The sequence below is a fragment of the Microcystis sp. M179S2 genome, from assembly GCF_020245805.1.
In the GTDB taxonomy this organism is placed as follows: Bacteria; Cyanobacteriota; Cyanobacteriia; order Cyanobacteriales; family Microcystaceae; genus Microcystis; species Microcystis aeruginosa.
Map to the genome: position 1 here is coordinate 1 of NZ_JADBUE010000196.1, position 16,067 is coordinate 16,067.

General features: G+C 39.7%; 10 protein-coding genes and 1 pseudogene. 6 read left to right on the plus strand and 5 right to left on the minus strand.

Features of this window, described 5'->3' with window-relative positions:
* Nucleotides 1-139: 139 nt before the first annotated feature.
* Nucleotides 140-367: pseudogene (locus tag IM500_RS12235) on the plus strand (response regulator); the annotation flags it as partial.
* Nucleotides 368-387: 20 nt separating this feature from the next.
* Here the strand turns inward: IM500_RS12235 and IM500_RS12240 are convergent.
* On the minus strand, nt 388-1,128 hold the full coding sequence (locus tag IM500_RS12240) for a class I SAM-dependent methyltransferase (protein ID WP_190719287.1): 741 nt from the start codon (nt 1,126-1,128) through the stop codon (nt 388-390).
* Between the two features lie 941 nt (nt 1,129-2,069).
* Here IM500_RS12240 and IM500_RS12245 point away from each other — a divergent pair.
* Nucleotides 2,070-3,686, plus strand: coding sequence for an ArnT family glycosyltransferase (locus tag IM500_RS12245; RefSeq protein WP_287738527.1), 1,617 nt, complete (start codon nt 2,070-2,072; stop codon nt 3,684-3,686).
* Nucleotides 3,687-3,791: 105 nt separating this feature from the next.
* Nucleotides 3,792-5,504, plus strand: a complete 1,713-nt coding sequence (locus tag IM500_RS12250) for a putative glycosyltransferase family protein (protein ID WP_190721835.1) — start codon at nt 3,792-3,794, stop codon at nt 5,502-5,504.
* A 67-nt stretch (nt 5,505-5,571) separates the two neighbouring features.
* Here the strand turns inward: IM500_RS12250 and IM500_RS12255 are convergent, their stop codons facing one another.
* Nucleotides 5,572-6,063 carry a hypothetical protein gene (locus tag IM500_RS12255; protein WP_002795747.1) on the minus strand — a complete coding sequence of 164 codons (492 nt, stop codon included), beginning with the start codon at nt 6,061-6,063 and terminating at the stop codon, nt 5,572-5,574.
* A 192-nt stretch (nt 6,064-6,255) separates the two neighbouring features.
* On the opposite strand from IM500_RS12255, the gene uvrB reads away from it, so the two are divergent.
* Nucleotides 6,256-8,259, plus strand: a complete 2,004-nt coding sequence (gene uvrB, locus IM500_RS12260; protein WP_287738528.1) for an excinuclease ABC subunit UvrB — start codon at nt 6,256-6,258, stop codon at nt 8,257-8,259.
* 4 nt (nt 8,260-8,263) lie between these two features.
* On the plus strand, nt 8,264-9,247 hold the full coding sequence (locus IM500_RS12265; RefSeq protein ID WP_287738530.1) for a flagellar assembly protein H: 984 nt from the start codon (nt 8,264-8,266) through the stop codon (nt 9,245-9,247).
* A gap of 149 nt (nt 9,248-9,396) precedes the next feature.
* Here IM500_RS12265 and IM500_RS12270 read toward each other — a convergent pair whose 3' ends face one another.
* The 3 genes from IM500_RS12270 to IM500_RS12280 all read right to left on the minus strand — a co-directional run bounded on the left by IM500_RS12270 (nt 9,397) and on the right by IM500_RS12280 (nt 15,014).
* The gene (locus tag IM500_RS12270; RefSeq protein WP_190718661.1) at nt 9,397-12,276 is read right to left on the minus strand and encodes a UPF0182 family protein; all 2,880 of its coding nucleotides are present in this window, start codon (nt 12,274-12,276) and stop codon (nt 9,397-9,399) included.
* A gap of 265 nt (nt 12,277-12,541) precedes the next feature.
* Nucleotides 12,542-13,768 (minus strand): glycoside hydrolase family 10-like protein, encoded by a 1,227-nt coding sequence (locus IM500_RS12275; protein ID WP_190718658.1) that lies wholly within the window; start codon nt 13,766-13,768, stop codon nt 12,542-12,544.
* A 118-nt stretch (nt 13,769-13,886) separates the two neighbouring features.
* Nucleotides 13,887-15,014, minus strand: coding sequence for an ABC transporter permease (locus tag IM500_RS12280; RefSeq protein ID WP_079207658.1), 1,128 nt, complete (start codon nt 15,012-15,014; stop codon nt 13,887-13,889).
* Nucleotides 15,015-15,098: 84 nt separating this feature from the next.
* Here IM500_RS12280 and IM500_RS12285 point away from each other — a divergent pair, with 84 nt between their 5' ends.
* Nucleotides 15,099-16,034, plus strand: a complete 936-nt coding sequence (locus IM500_RS12285; protein ID WP_190718655.1) for a 2OG-Fe(II) oxygenase — start codon at nt 15,099-15,101, stop codon at nt 16,032-16,034.
* Nucleotides 16,035-16,067 lie beyond the last annotated feature (33 nt).

Genomic DNA, 16,067 nt, shown 5'->3' on the forward strand with positions numbered 1-16,067 from the left:
GCCTGTAAACAAGCCTGATAGAATGAAGGTAACATTTTAAAATTTTGAGTGGTTGTCCTAACCACTCTATTTCTTTAGGGGGTCGTTTGGCTAGACCCCCCGCTCTATCTAGCTTGTAGCCCCTCTGTCACCCCTTGAACTGAATGGGTTAGAATTGCTCTCTCGTCTGCAAGAGGATGAACAACTTCAGGGGATACCAGTAGCGATGATTACCTCGCGAGGGTCGCAAAAAATGCAGCATCTCGCCGCTGCTAAAGGGGCAAAAGGTTATTTTGTCAAGCCCTATATTGAGGATGTTTTACTGTCGGCAGCCCAACGTTTAATCGCTGGTGAGGTGTTAATCCAAAAAGACAGTCCCGCAGATTAGCCTGGGTTAACTGGCTAATTTTAATTTGTTTTCCGAAAAATCATTAAATGTTGTTGGGGCAAAGTCTCGATGATTTCTTCTGGCACTAAACCGATAGCGGCCATTTCTTTTTCTACCTGTCTGCGGGTCATTTTATGAAGGGCCTTGATGGGAATCAGGGGATTTTCACGACGGTATTCTACTAATACCACCCTACCATCGGGTTTTAAGGATTTGACCAGATTCTCCATCATCTCGCGGGGAGAGGAAAACTCGTGATAAGCATCGACCATTAAAGCTAAATTGATCGCATTTATAGGCAATTTGGGATCGGTTTCTGTGGCGAGAATTGTGGTTATATTCTTCACTTGATTTTCCTCGGCTAAAAAATCAATTGCCCCTAACATTTCCGGTTGCACATCGACAGCGAAAACTTGTTCTACTAAATTCGCCATAGGAAAACTCAAATAACCTGTCCCCGCGCCGATATCTGCCACTAGGTCTGTGGGTTTTAAATGTAGTGCGGTGATCAGATCATCGGGTTTTTCCGTGAAACGGCGACTAGGACGTTCTAACCATAACATTTCTTGGTGTCCCATGACTTTAGCGATTTCCCGTCCTAGATAAAATTTACCGATACCATCGCGACTATGAAGCGATCGAATCTGATAATATTCCTCTTGCGCTAAAACTGAAGCATCGTAGGTAAAATTTAATAATCCAAAACTGCACCAAAGCAGCATTAGGCAGGTGACGATAATAAGAATTCGTTTGATCATCATTAGAAACCCAGTGAGGTATCATTGAAATTAGCTGCCGATCATTGTACAAAGACATCTTAACAGAAACATCGAATCAATAGACCTCTTGTAAAAATCAAAAATTGTTGTTAGGTTTAGGAGTCGGTAGTCGGTCGTCAGGAGAATCAAGAATGAATAATAATCAACTAAATGGTCTATTGACAGATTTTAGGCAATTTAATCCTTATTTTTGCCGTTGTTGAACCCTCAAAAATTAATTGTGCATTAATCTATATCGTTTCCTAAGCTAGTGAGGTACACCTATTTTTCTTCCCTTTTGCCTCTTGCCTTTTGCCTAAAACCCATAACTTTTGTACCTCAGCAGACTGAAAAACGCTATATAATAAATCGGATACGCATATCGATTAAAGGTCTTCGTGACCTGATTCAGCCAGAGATGATGATTATAGCAGTTATCTTCATGGTGAGCTATGGGGTTTTGGTTTTGGGGAGACTCCGAGACGATGCCCTATCCGGTTATACTTCATCTTTATGAAAAACGCTGTAATCAGGGTGAGGGTTTTTGCTTGTTGTAGTCACTGCTTGTCAATTTACTTTACAATTCTGGTAGTTTTTGATAACATCTTGGTAGAATGTCTGTGGTTTTCTGCCAGCCAGGGGACGGTTTATATCAAGGATTATCCTAGTGTAAGCAATCTTCTCGGCTTTCTAGAAAACATTGCTAATTAACCTGAAATTTATGGGCATCTTAGATGAGCAATCTTGAGTGAAAGTGATTTGGTATTTTTTTGACATTTTAACCTCACAAAAATCTTTTGTCCTGAGGAGGTCATTTTGATCTACTATCCTAAAAACAGAAAGAAAATAATCAAATAAATAAGCACCATGAATCAAGCTGTGAACTGGAAAAAAACTGTTACCATTTGCGATCCTTCAATACAATAATTAGTCTGTTTAATTCCATGCTAAAAACTGAACAAATCCAAGTCATTATATCGAAATTTAAAGATCCCACTCTCTGGTTACTGTTTTCTCTATCGGCAATCATCTTGCTGGGGAAATTAGGACAGAGGAGTTTAGAAGATTGGGATGAAGCTATATATGCACAAATTTCCAAAGAGATTGTACAAAATGGTGACTGGATAACTCTACATTACGGATATGTGCCTTGGTTTCATAAACCCCCCCTATTTATCTGGTCAACCGCTGCTTTTTTTCAATTATTTGGGGTTGACGAATTTTGGGCAAGAGCCGCTTCGGCTTTATCGGGAGTCGCCTTAATTGCTATTATCTATTTAATTGGTAAAAAAGTTTATGGATATTGGGCAGGAGTTTTTGCTTCGTTGATTTTGTTGGCAAGTTATCAATTTGTCCATTCTGCTCGGTTTGGTACCACCGATATGATGTTGACATTCTTTCTGTTTCTATCACTTTACGGTTATCTTCATCTTCGCCAAGGCAATCAAAAATGGTGGTATTTTATTGGTACTGCTTGTGCCTTGGCTTTTATGGTTAAAGGTTTTGCTGCCATTGTTGCACCAGCTGCCATTATGATAACGCTGTTGATTGAAAGACAGTTATTAACTACTTTTAAATCAAGGCATTTTTGGCAAAGTATTGTCTTGGCTACTTTGATAATTCTTCCCTGGCATTTAACAGTGCTGCTACAGCATGGACAGGCTTTTTTGGGGAAATACTTAGGTTATCATGTAATTGAACGGGCAACCCGCCCCCTCGAGGGAAACAGTGGAGACTTTCTCTCATATTTCCGAACAGTTCTTCAATCCTTTTTTCCTTGGGTTTATCTAATTCCTTTTGCATTTATCCTCAGTGTTAAAGATACTTTAAAGCCCCATAGCTCGTCAAGAGTTCTAATCGTTTTCTTTCTGGTGGTTTTTGGTCTATATAGTTTGGTATCAACCAAATTAAGCTGGTATATTCTTCCCCTTTATCCGATTTTTGCAATTTTTATCGGTTATTTATTTCAAAAGGCACAAGCTTCTTCTACTGCTCGTTCGTGGATATTGATTAGTATAGCAACTGTAGCTTTAGTTATTTTCCCTTTAACACCTCTCAAAATTGTTGGTATTATCAGTCCTTCAGTTAAACAGATAGTAGCAGTTTTCTGTTTTGTGATTGCTGCCACTCTACTTGTTCTCATTTTACTGAAAAGGCTTACTCCTAAATCGGCGACTATTTTACTATTTGCAGTTTTTGTCTTTTCTGGAATCAGAGAAGTTAGAGGACTTTACACTGCAAGAGTAACTCCCCTAGCTGCTTTAGCAGAAGTGGCAGGGCAAGAGGATTTTAGTAAGAAAAATACCTTAATAATTGCTAAGTTATCTGCTGATCTTAATCACCCCAGTGCCTTATTTTATAGTAATAGACCGATTTGGTGGGTGAGGAGTGCCGAAGAACTTAAAACTGCCGTCAATAGCGATAAAAATCATGAAATTATTATGAGTCAAGAAGATTTTGATAATTTATCTTCTGACTATGAAATTCAAGTATTATCTGAAAAAGCTAGTCTAGTTTATGCTAAAATTTACCCTAAGAACTTTCGTGAAATAAATAAGTAAAAAATCTATTTTATAGATAGTAATTATTTAATTTTGTGGCTTGAGATAGCTAAAACATGGGATTAGATAATCAGTAAAAAATTAAAATCTTCTGCTGCCCTGATCATGAATATACTTGTTAGTCTTGCTCGATTACATAGAAAACAACTTAGTTTCGCTCTTCTGGTGTTTTTGATTATAGGTAGCACTTGGTTAGCTTTCTTATTCGCTCCAGAAAGAACAAATGATGGTCTTGTTCATTTATTTTGGAATAGTTTTTGGGCAGAGCAAGTTAAGTCTGGAGACTTATTCCCAAAATGGTATGCTCAAGGCTATGGAGGCTATGGAAATGCAGCATTTTTATTCTATCCTCCTCTTTTAAGATATGTAGCTTTTCCCTACCATTTGCTCGGATTTTCTCCAGTTGTTGCTCTAAGATTTACCGTGCTAACTATTTTGCTGATCAATATAATTAGTGCCTCAACTTTAGCAGCATATTTATTCAAAAGAAGGGGCATACTTTACTATCAACTAATTATTACTTTAGTAATTAATCCTTACCTATTTTACTGTTTATTTTGGCGCGGAGCATTAGCAGAGTGCTTGGCTATTGCTTTAATGCCTTTTTTTGTGACCGCACTTCTAAAAGTTTCTACTAGGATTACTTTTGCTAATGGTTTAGCATTAACAATTACAACTTCTTTGATAGCATTAGCTCATCTACCCAGTCTGATTATTATATTTTTTTTGTTTGGTATTTATTCGGTAATTATCCTGTTAAAAAATAGAAATTTTCGAGATTTTGGCTGGCGGATTTTCTTCTTTATAATTGGTATAACTTTTTCTTTTCCTTACCTAGTTCCTGCGGTTTTTAGTTTAAAAGAAATTCGTCAACCAGTAGGAACTTCTCTGGGGGATTGGGTGGCTTTTGGTAATAACTTTGATCAAAATCGACATACTTTTATAATTAGTATCATTTTCAGCATCTATCTAATGATTTATATCTTAAGTGTTCGAGCAGTTTGGCAGAGAAGAAATAAATTAGAAAAATTTGATTTTGATCCAGTTGCTCTCATAGTTTTGTCGGGACTGAGTTTATGGATGATTTCACCTCTTTCTTTACCATTCTACAAAATCATCTTTCCCCTGCAAAAAATCCAGTTTCCCTTTCGCTTTATTGCCGTGGCAGCGGGTTTAGTTTCTACTTTGGCAATTCTCTCTATTTCCGTGAATTTTAACCAGTTCAAAAAACGGCTTTTAGTCAGCTTGTTAGTCATTGCTGGTTTGTCTATTCCCCATTATCTTTTATTATCAAGTGTTCTAACTCCTCTTTACCAAGATTCCCAACCCAAAGAACAACTCAATAACTTGATTACTGCCAGGATTAAACAGCCATCTTATCAATCCCAAAGAACAGCAACGGCTAATTTTTTACCAGTAGAACCAATTAAAGTCGGAGGTAAAGGATTTAATCTAGCGGCCGGTCTCTTAATTATCCCAGATGTGGTAGATTATCTTCCCGCTGCCCTGAGTGAGAAAACCCCTTTCTGGAAATTTCAAGGTAATACCGTTTCTCCTGCTCAAGGTTATCAAGACCATTATGTTCGCAATGGTGACGGTCAATTAGCTATGGTCAAAGCTTCTTTATATAATCGTATTTGGGATTGCCAAATCGTCTCAGATACTCAGGTTGATCTGGGAATTACTTATTTTAGTCACTGGCACTTTGAAACTAACCCCAAGGGAATGATTAGCAGTCAGGGAATCTCTCAGGATGGCTTATTTGCTCTGCAATTAAAACCGGGAAAATACCAACTAATTGCCCAATATCGTGATTAACTAAAGGGAAAAAAAATAAATTCCCCGTCCGGGACAGGGAAAAAATCTATCTTGATCAACAAAACAATTAATCCAAAAATCCCATTAAAGTTTCGGGATCATCGATTTCATTGGAAGCAACGGGACGATTACCCATGACTGTATAAGTTTCGCTAATGTGCAGATGACTGAGAGCGATCGGACGATTGCCAGAAATCGCTAGAGTGCTACTGACTTCCATACCACTAGAGCCGACAGGACGCAATCCACCGACGGAAGAATAGGTACTAACCACTTTCAGATGGCTAACTTCCACGGGACGGCTCCCGGGTAACATTTCATCTTCCGTGAAGTGAAGATGGCTAGTACCAACAGGACGATTTTCGGGTAAGCGATGTTCAGGTTGATAGAATTTTAAGGCTTTGGAAGCCGATTCAGCGTTGTTTTTCACCGAAAGGGCGACCACTTCTTTATCTTTGGCGGTTTTAGCCGTAGTAGCTTTACCGCGTGGGCTGCTGGTCTTTTCTTCTGTGGTTGCTGGGGTTTGAGTCCCGTTCGTTTCTAGATTTTCCACCGTCATAACCTGATACTCCTTTCCGTTAATAGCTTCGGGGAAACGATAAGATTTAAGTTTAGGGTATTCTCGAAGACTTTTAATCTTTTTTTAAAATCCTCTCTAATATTAAGATACATCTTTCTTTCCCCAAAACCCTATAAGTGTTGGTAATTTGATTGATAATTTATTTTGCCTGTTCTCTACACCTAGCCGCTAATGTCCGCTTTTCAACTACAAGCACCCTTTCAACCCACTGGGGATCAACCGGCAGCGATCGATCAATTGGTAGATTCCCTGCAAAACCAGCAGCGTTTCCAAACCCTCCTAGGGGCAACTGGCACCGGCAAAACCTTCACCATTGCCGCTGTGATCGAGAAAATCGGCAGGCCTACCCTCGTCCTTGCCCATAATAAGACCCTGGCGGCCCAATTATGCAACGAATTGCGGCAATTTTTCCCCAATAACGCCGTGGAATACTTTATCAGCTATTACGACTACTATCAACCGGAGGCTTACATTCCCGTCAGCGATACCTACATCGAAAAGAGTTCTTCGATTAATGATGAGATCGATATGCTGCGCCATTCGGCCACGCGATCGCTATTTGAACGCAGGGATGTGATCGTAGTCGCTTCCATTAGTTGTATTTATGGTTTGGGAATGCCAGCAGAATACCTGAAAGCGGCGATTTCCTTAACAGTTGGTCAAGAGTTCGACCAAAGGCAATTATTACGGGCCTTGGTGTCAGTGCAGTACAATCGCAATGATTTAGAGTTAACTCGCGGTCGTTTTCGTCTGAAGGGCGATATTTTGGAAATTGTTCCCGCTTACGAGGATCGGGTGATTAAAATTGATTTTTTTGGCGATGAGATTGAAAGTATTCGTTATCTCGATCCCCTGACGGGGGAAGTTTTGCAAAAATTAGAGAGAATTAGTATTTATCCGGCCCGTCACTTTGTTACCCCGGAGGAGCGTTTAGAGGTGGCTTGTCGGGATATTAAAACCGAGTTAGATAACCGTTTATTGGAGTTAGAAAAAGCGGGCAAATTACTGGAAGCGCAACGTTTGGACCAACGGACTCGTTATGATTTAGAAATGTTGCAGGAAGTGGGTTATTGTAATGGCGTGGAAAATTATTCGCGGCATTTAGCGGGTAGGTTAGCGGGGGAACCGCCGGAATGTTTGGTGGATTATTTTCCTCAAGATTGGTTATTAGTTGTGGATGAGTCTCATGTCAGTGTGCCGCAAATTCGCGGGATGTATAATGGCGATCAATCACGAAAAAAAGTTTTGATCGATCACGGGTTTCGTTTACCCAGTGCTGCGGATAATCGTCCTTTGAAGTCGGAAGAATTTTGGCAGAAAGTTAATCAATGTATTTTTGTTTCGGCCACTCCGGGAGATTGGGAATTAGAACAGTCAGAAAATCGCATTGTCGAACAAATTATCCGACCGACGGGAGTTTTAGACCCAGAGATTTTTGTGCGACCAACCGAGGGACAAGTAGATGATTTATTAGGGGAAATTAAGGAGCGAGTGCGGTTAAATGAACGGGTTTTGATTACCACTTTAACTAAACGCATGGCGGAAGATTTAACCGAATACTTGCAAGAAAGGGGAATTAAAGTTAGATATCTACATTCGGAAATTCAATCAATTCAACGGATTGAAATTATCCAAGACCTGCGAGAAGGGGTCTTTGACGTGCTGATCGGCGTGAATTTGCTTCGCGAGGGGTTAGACCTGCCGGAAGTGTCTTTAGTGGCGATTTTAGACGCAGATAAGGAAGGATTTTTAAGAGCTACCCGCTCTTTAATTCAAACTATCGGCCGGGCTGCTCGTCATATTCGCGGTCAGGCAATTCTTTACGGAGATAATCTCACCGATAGTATGATTAATGCGATCAAAGAAACCAAGAGACGGCGCGCTATTCAACAGGAACATAACCAAAAACATGGGATTATTCCGCAACCGATTGTTAAAAGGTCAAGTAATTCAATTTTGGCTTTTCTGGATATTTCCCGTCGCCTAAATTCCCAACAATTAGAGCAGGTTTGTGAGAATATAGAAGAGCTTTCTTTGGAACAAATTCCCGAGTTAATTCAACAACTAGAAGCGCAAATGAAAGAAGCGGCGAAAAATCTAGAATTCGAGTCAGCAGCTAAATATCGTGATCGAATTAAGCAATTACGAGATAAGTTATTAAATCATGTTAGATAAACCTATGACTAGATTTATTCATGACCAGTTTGCCAAAGATTATCTCGAAGAATTATTATCTTCTCTGGGAGAGGTAAAATCGGCACGGGTTGTACGAGGAGAAGTACGAGAAATCGATGTCTGGTTTTCACCCCAGATTCTCGATAATAATCCTAGAGAACTGCTGGGATTACTGGGAAAAATGGCGATTAATCCCTGTTTATTTGAACCCTTTCGTAATCCTGTCACCGCTACAGAAATTAGAACTTGTCTGTTAAAACTATTGGAAGTGGAAGGGGAAATTAATCGTCAAGCAAATCGTCAGAAAACGAATCTTAACGATGGGGAAATCCCCCGTCTCTGGATTTTGACTCCCAGTGCTTCCTCGCAACTGTTAGGAGGATTCGGAGCTAAATTAGATGAGGAGAATTGGGGGGAAGGTATCTATTTTTTGGCTCCCTCTTTACGCACGGCAATCACCGTTATCCATCAATTACCCCCAACAGAAGCAACTCTCTGGTTAAGAATTTTAGGCCGGGGAAAAGTACAAGCAAGGGCGATCGATGAGTTAGAATCGTTACCAGAGGACCATCCTTTTCGGGTAAATGCTCTAGAATTATTATTAAACTTGAGAACTTCTTTAACTAACGATCAAGAGCTTGAACAGGAGGACAGAGAGTTAATTATGAGATTATCACCTTTATACACTTCCCGTCTTCAGGAAGAACTGGATGCTGGCCGTCAACAGGGTCTTCAACAAGGTCTTCAACAGGGTCTTCAACAGGGTCTTCAACAGGGTCTTCAACAGGGTCTTCAACAGGGTCTTCAACAGGGTCTTCAACAGGGAGAACGTCTGGTGGTAGAAAATTTATTGAAAGCTCGTTTTGGTAGTTTAGACCCAGATTTGTCCCTAATCATCGAGCGCATTTTATTATTACCAGTGGAGGAGTTTACCCCTTTAATAATTAATTTATCTCGCACAGAATTAATTGCCCACTTTTCTAATTAAAAGCATAACTCAATCCTTTGATGATACTGGATTTTAAAATTGGCTGATTAACCAGAGCAGGCAATTTTCTGGGCAAATTCGGGGATATTGAGGCTCGTTCTGGAACCAGCATCAGCTTTCTTGCTAATTTGTGGCCAATTAGCGGCAATTTAGCTCTGATGACCTGAGAATAGCTTTTCTAAAGCTTCCTTCAAGGTTGGTTCCATGACAATTTTATTTTGATAAGCAACTGTTACTCTAGCGATTGTCGGGACACTATTTTGGTCTGCCACTAGATACAAAGGTTCTACATAAAGCAGCGATTGTTCAATGGGAATAATTAATAGGTGTCCTTGCAAAACTTTAGAACCGTCCCGATTCCAAAGAGAAATCTGTTGAGAAATATCTGGATCTTGGTTAATTAAAGCCTCAATTTGATTCGGCCCGTACACTAACCTTTGTTTAGGAAATTGATAGAGTAATAACTTACCATACTCTCTATCGTCTGAACGCGCAGCTAACCAAGCGATTAAATTTTGCCGACTAGAGGGAGTATAGGGATGGAGGAGAATAAATTCTTCTTTGTCGGCATCGGGCAGTTTCATGATTAAATAATAGGGTGATACAGCCTGGGGTTCCGTGCCGTAAATTTCTAGGGGAATTTCCCATTGATCCTCCCGATTATAAAATACTTGTGGATCGGTCATGTGATAGGTTAATAATCTTTCTGCTTGGGTACTAAATAAATCTTCGGGATAACGGATATGACTGCGGAGAGTTTTCGGCATTTCTGCTAAAGATTTAAAGAGATGAGGAAAGATTTTACTCCACGTCTGAATGATTGGATCATTTTCATCGGCAACATAGAAATTGACCGTTCCATGATAGGCATCCACTACCACTTTGACCGAATTGCGAATATAGTTAAATTTATCTTTCCCCGGGTCAGAATAGGGATAGCGATCGCTGATAGTATAAGCATCAATAATCCAATGTAATTTACTACTACTATCGCCCACATCTGCCGCTACTAAATAGGGGTTGCGATCATAATTTAAAAAAGGGGCAATAGTTTGCACGCGATTTTGGATATCACGACGCATTAATAAGCGAGTTTCGGGAGTAAAATCTTGGCTAAATAACATTTGCCAATCCCGCAGATAAAGGGCAAATAGCCAACGTCTCCACCCCGTACCCACTAGGATTCCTCCCTTACCATCGTAGGTATTATAGACATTTCCATCCCCGCTAGGAAAATCCAATTCTTCTACGGTGGTGGGAGTCATCACATAATTATTAGTTAATTCCCCGTAGTAAATGCGGGGTTTACCAATGGGAATACTATAATCAATTAATTCGCTAGAGGTTTGTAGGGCCCCTTCGTCTTTATTTGTGCCGATATCTTTGACAAAATAGTAGGGTAAACCCCCGGCAGCCACTAAATTAACCGGGGAAAGAGTGAACCCATAACCGTGGGTATAAACGAGATGTTTATTCACCCAAGTGTTAGCCGAAGTGGGAACCGCACTATAATCTAATTCTCTAGCGGCAATAATGGTCTGTTGTTTTTCGGATATTGGACGTTCCTCGATGTTTTGATGCGATCCTACTCGCACTTGATAGCGATCAATATCAGCATCGGGGAATTTATAATATAAGCGAATTTGCTGTAATTGTCGGTTAGTTTCTAGCAGTGGTTTGGTGTCCCAAAGACGAATATTATCGATAGTTAGATGGTTTCTCTCTAAAACTTCGGCATTTAATTCGGCCTGTGGATCGAAAACTTGGGCATCAATTCTGTCTAAGGAAAAAGCCGCTCTTGTGGATTGAATACTTCTTTCGATATAGGGTCTTTCTCTCACTAATTCATTCGGTTGTACGACAGTCCTTTGTAATACTCCACTGATAATTGTGCCACTTATCCAAACAATTAAATAGAGAAATACAGGAACTAAGTAGGGGGAAAATACCAACTTTTTCTTGGCAGTTTTGTATAATTTGCGACGGTTTATTTTAGCAAATAATGCTTTTTCTCCTAACCATATAGAGGTTATTCCTGCAATAATTCCCAGAATAATTTCAATAAATTGACCAACATGAATATCGATATAACCCGCACCATAAACTACTCCTTCGGGAGAATAAAGTAGCAGGTAACGCTGAATAATATGGTGTAATACTAGCAGCCCCATTAACCCACTCCACAGGGCGTATAAATGACGCAGTTGCGGACGGGAAAACCCCATAAATTTTCCCTGAGAAAGACTATCACCCGAAAAAAGATAGGTTAAAATAACAGCAAAAAGAGTATATATTCCCACACCACCGAGCCATAATTCTAGTAACTGCCACAGGGGTAATTGAAAGATGTAAAAACCTAAATCATTCCCGTATTGAGGATCGTTAATATTGAAAGGAACACCATAAAAATATTTTAAAAAATTCGCCCACTGCCCAGCAATAATAAAAGATAGCATGACAGTGAATACTATAGATATTATTCGCAAAAAATACTCGGTTTTAATTAATAATCCCAAGACTAAAAAAGCGATAATTAACCCTTGCCAAAGATTACTGGAAATATCTGTTAATACTTGCCTAATCCAAACTATTTCCAGAGGAGAACTTAGGGAAGAACTAAGGTTAGGGAGATGAAAATTCGGTGTCCAGAGACTGAGGGCTAGTTTACTGTAATACAATAACATTGACCCGATCCAAGCTCCAATTCCCGTTGCGATAATCAAAAGGCCGAGTAAATTAATACTAGGAGATTGAGGACTAAGAGGATAACTATCTTCCCGGGGTTTTTGCCAACGAAAACGCTGGGCTAAACGTAAATTAGCAAAAATAAAGAGTAAAGAAAGAATCGCACTTCCCCAACCTAATCCTAGTTGCCAAGATAATTGTTTCAGGAAAGTGTTTAAATAACCCATCTCGGTAAACCAGAGGCTATTGGCTACCACTAACACCCCCAACTCCCCGATCACAAGGCAGCCAAGAAACAGTAAAATAGGTTTAGCGATCGAGCTTCGGTTATGTCTGATGAGCATGGATAAAGTGATAAAAGAGAGTCTTCTTTCATTCTAGCGATTTTAGTTTCTCCCTGCTGCTTTTTCTTAAGTAGGTGGGTAGAATTAAATATGAGATAAACGTAGGTTGGGTTGAAGCATGAAACCCAACGCCCGCATGGGTTACGCTACTGCTAACCCATCCTACAAATAATTGTGCCTCCCTACTTAATTTAAAGATAAACTTAAGAAACTATAGCCGGGTTAGGGCAATAATTTAGCTGAAAGTCAGCAATTTTCCCTAATTTTAGCGAGGATTAGCAGACTGGAGTATTTCTCGAAAAATCCTGCGTCGATAGGAAGGAGATTCATTACTCATATTCCATAAAGTTTCGTAGAAAAAGAAAGAAACACCAAAATTTTGTTGTCTCGATTTTTCCACTTGTTGAGTAATATTAACCATCGGAATCGGACGACCTTTTAAACCAGATAAAATCCCAATAGCCACGGGGATAGATTCTCTAGCTTGCTGTAATTCTGGTTGCGATAATTCCCAGTCAAAGGCGTTCATATCAGTTCGATACACTTGTATTATTAACTCATCAATCAAGTTTTTTTGTTGCCATTTTTGCCAATCTAAAAGATAGGATTCTAGGGAGAAAGTGTAGGGATTAGGAGATAGGGAAATAATCGCTGTAGGTTGGCGCTTTTTAATCATCTGGGCTAAACTATTCATATAGTCAGTAATTTTATCGGCCCGCCATTGAATCCATGCTTTATCTTGGTAATCTTGCGGTGGTAATTGTCCCGAATGTTCCCTTTGATAGAGTTTAATCGTGGTTTCATCATAGCCAAAATCGGTGGGATAACCAAAATGGTCATCAAACTGAATTCCTTCTATATCGTAGTTAGTAATAATCTCGCTGACTAAATCCGTAATAAAGTTTTGTACTTGCGGATGTAAGGGATTTAACCACACCCGTTGATGCACTTTTCCTTCCCACCAAATCACACTTTTATCCTGTCTTTGGGTTAACCAATCGGGATGTCGTTTGGCTAATTCTGAATCCGCAGGAGCCATAAAACCAAATTCAAACCAGGGAATAATTCTTAATTTTTTCCGATGACCTTGGCTAATTATTTCCTCTAAAAAGTCGCGATTTTTTAAAGATTCATGGGGATCGATCGCTCGTCCAGTAACTTTTTCTGCTACCTTAGAAGGATAGAGTGTATAACCCCAATTCCAGACCGTGGGATAAATGGTGTTAAAGTTTAAATCGGCCAACCTATCCAGGGCATCTTTTAGGGTTGCTGGTTTAAATAATACCTCACTATCGATATTAGTTAACCAAACTCCACGAATTTCGGCTTTTTCTTGGGGTTGATTGGTCGATTGTGCGGGAAAATTAAAGGTTATCGTCATGATAAAAGCAAAGATAATTAAAAATATTAACCAGCTTATTTTCCCGTATCTTTGACTATAAATCACCAAACTATCGGCGAAATTATTAAAAGTTTTACTGATTTTATTCATAATGGGAAGTGGGAAAGTGGGGAGACTTTTCAGTTATCAGTGAACAGTAAACAGTAATCAGTGAACTAATAACTGATAACTGATAACTGATAACTGAATAATGGCTAAAATAACTAAATTATCTCTCTAAATTGCGAGGATCTAGGGCATCGCGTAAACCATCACCGAGTAAATTAAAAGCTAAAACGGTGAGAATAATTAACAAAGCAGCTGGCCAAATTAACCAGGGTTGTAGAACAATAATTGAGGCATTGGTAGCCAGAGAAAGCATATTTCCCCAACTAGGATCTGGTTGTTGAATTCCCAAACCAATTAAACTTAAAACCGATTCGGCCACGATAAAACCAGGCACGGCTAACGTAGCAGAAATAATGATATAACTGGCAGTTTGGGGCAGCACATGACGCAGAATAATATAAAGTGGTTTTGCTCCCATAGCTTTAGCGGCCTGAATAAATTCCTGTTCTTTCAGGGATAAAACTTGACCGCGAATTACCCGCGCTAATCCCGACCAACTGATAAAAGAAGTAATCAGGACGATTAATAAAAAGCGTTGGGTGCTGGTTAATCCTGCGGGTAAAACGGCCGCTAGGGCCACGAGTAAATATATGCCGGGGATAGTCATTAAAACTTCCACAAAACGCATTAAAATCGCATCTAACCAACCGCCAAAATAGCCAGAAACGCCACCGACAAATAAACCGATAGGGAAAGAAATTAAAATCCCGACCAAACCGATAAATAAACTAATTCTGCCCCCGAAAATCAAGCGACTAAAACTATCGCGTCCCGATTCGTCAGTTCCCAATATATTGATTCTACCATCGCCGATGACTCCGAACAGATGGAGATCAAAAGGGATACCGGGGAATAAAGTTACTTCCTGCCATTTTGGCGGCAAAGGTAGGCGAATTTGACCGAAATTATAGGTTTCACCCTTAACCAAGAGACGCAGCGGCAAGGGTTTGTTAAAATCTCTCATTAGCTTCCGCTCACCAGTTTCTATATTAATAGCACTTTGAGTGGTGGGATAGACGTGGGGGCCAATCCACTCACCCTTGTTACTTCCCGACTGCGAGCGCCAAAAGATTTGGGTGGGGGGTAGGAGAGACTGACCGGGTTGGGAGGAGTAGGGAGAGTAGGGAGCGACAAAATCCGCCGCCATTACGCTTAAATAGAAGATTAACAGTAAAACTGCTCCCCAACGGGCGAGAGGATTATCTTTGAGTTTGTGCCACCAGTCCATAGGCGATGAGGTCAATAGGAGAGTTAATCTTTATTTTGCTAGTCTGATTGCTACAATTTATCATACCAACAAAAAAGCTGTCTAATGTTTATTAATCCCCTTGTTTATGAGAAATCCTCTGTCTATCGTCAAGATTTTGAGACAGCGCAACCGTTTAAGCATTTGGTCATCGATAATTTTTTAGTTGGGGAGCAAGCGCAAATTTTGCTGGAAAATTTTCCCAGTTTTAAGCCGCAAAAAGCCATTAGTGAGTTAGGAAAAGTTGGCGGGAAGGCGGTTAATGAGGATTTAATCGGTTTAGGGGGTGTTTATCAACAGTTTGCCCGCCACGTTCAAGCTCAAGAGTTTTTAGAGTTAATTTCCGAATTAACCGGTGTTGATAATTTAATTCCAGACCCTAGTTTTTATGGGGGTGGAACCCACGAAAATTTACAGGGTCAAGAATTAGACCCTCACATTGATTTTAACCTCGATGAGCGTCATTGGTATCATCGCCGCTTGAATTTATTAATCTATTTAAATCCCCAATGGCAAGCAGATTGGGGAGGTAATCTAGAGTTACATTCCAATCCACGTCAACCGGAAGAAAATAAGATTAAATCTTTTGTACCTATCTTTAATCGTTGTCTTATTTTTGAAACCAATGAATATTCATGGCATGGATTTTCTCAGATTAATTTACCAGAAAATAAACGGCATTTATCGCGTAAATCTCTGTCTATCTATCTCTATACCAAAGAACGTCCAGACCAGGAATTATCACCATCTCATACAACTTTTTACATCCCGCGCCCGCTGCCAGAAAATATTCAACCCTATCAAGTTTTAAGCTCAGAAGATTACCAACAAATTAAAATTTTACTGAAAAGACGGGATGATTTAATTCGTTTTTATCAAGATAGAGAACTGAAAGAATCTCAGGATTTAGTTAGTTTAAAATCCCATATTAAGCGCTATCTATCCCTCCAATATCCTCGCCTATGGAAAATTATTAAAAGTTTACTCCGTTGGCGAAAGTGACCTGAGAAAAAATCCCTACTTTCCAATCAGAGA

Excerpts from the sequence above, each read along its gene's own strand:
- IM500_RS12275 (WP_190718658.1), bottom strand. The coding sequence starts at position 13,768 with ATGAATAAAATCAGTAAAACTTTTAATAATTTCGCCGATAGTTTGGTG.
- IM500_RS12285 (WP_190718655.1), top strand. The coding sequence starts at position 15,099 with ATGTTTATTAATCCCCTTGTTTATGAGAAATCCTCTGTCTATCGTCAA.
- IM500_RS12270 (WP_190718661.1), bottom strand. The coding sequence starts at position 12,276 with ATGCTCATCAGACATAACCGAAGCTCGATCGCTAAACCTATTTTACTG.
- IM500_RS12280 (WP_079207658.1), bottom strand. The coding sequence starts at position 15,014 with ATGGACTGGTGGCACAAACTCAAAGATAATCCTCTCGCCCGTTGGGGA.
- uvrB (WP_287738528.1), top strand. The coding sequence starts at position 6,256 with ATGTCCGCTTTTCAACTACAAGCACCCTTTCAACCCACTGGGGATCAA.
- IM500_RS12255 (WP_002795747.1), bottom strand. The coding sequence starts at position 6,063 with ATGACGGTGGAAAATCTAGAAACGAACGGGACTCAAACCCCAGCAACC.
- IM500_RS12250 (WP_190721835.1), top strand. The coding sequence starts at position 3,792 with ATGAATATACTTGTTAGTCTTGCTCGATTACATAGAAAACAACTTAGT.
- IM500_RS12265 (WP_287738530.1), top strand. The coding sequence starts at position 8,264 with ATGACTAGATTTATTCATGACCAGTTTGCCAAAGATTATCTCGAAGAA.
- IM500_RS12245 (WP_287738527.1), top strand. The coding sequence starts at position 2,070 with ATGCTAAAAACTGAACAAATCCAAGTCATTATATCGAAATTTAAAGAT.
- IM500_RS12240 (WP_190719287.1), bottom strand. The coding sequence starts at position 1,128 with ATGATGATCAAACGAATTCTTATTATCGTCACCTGCCTAATGCTGCTT.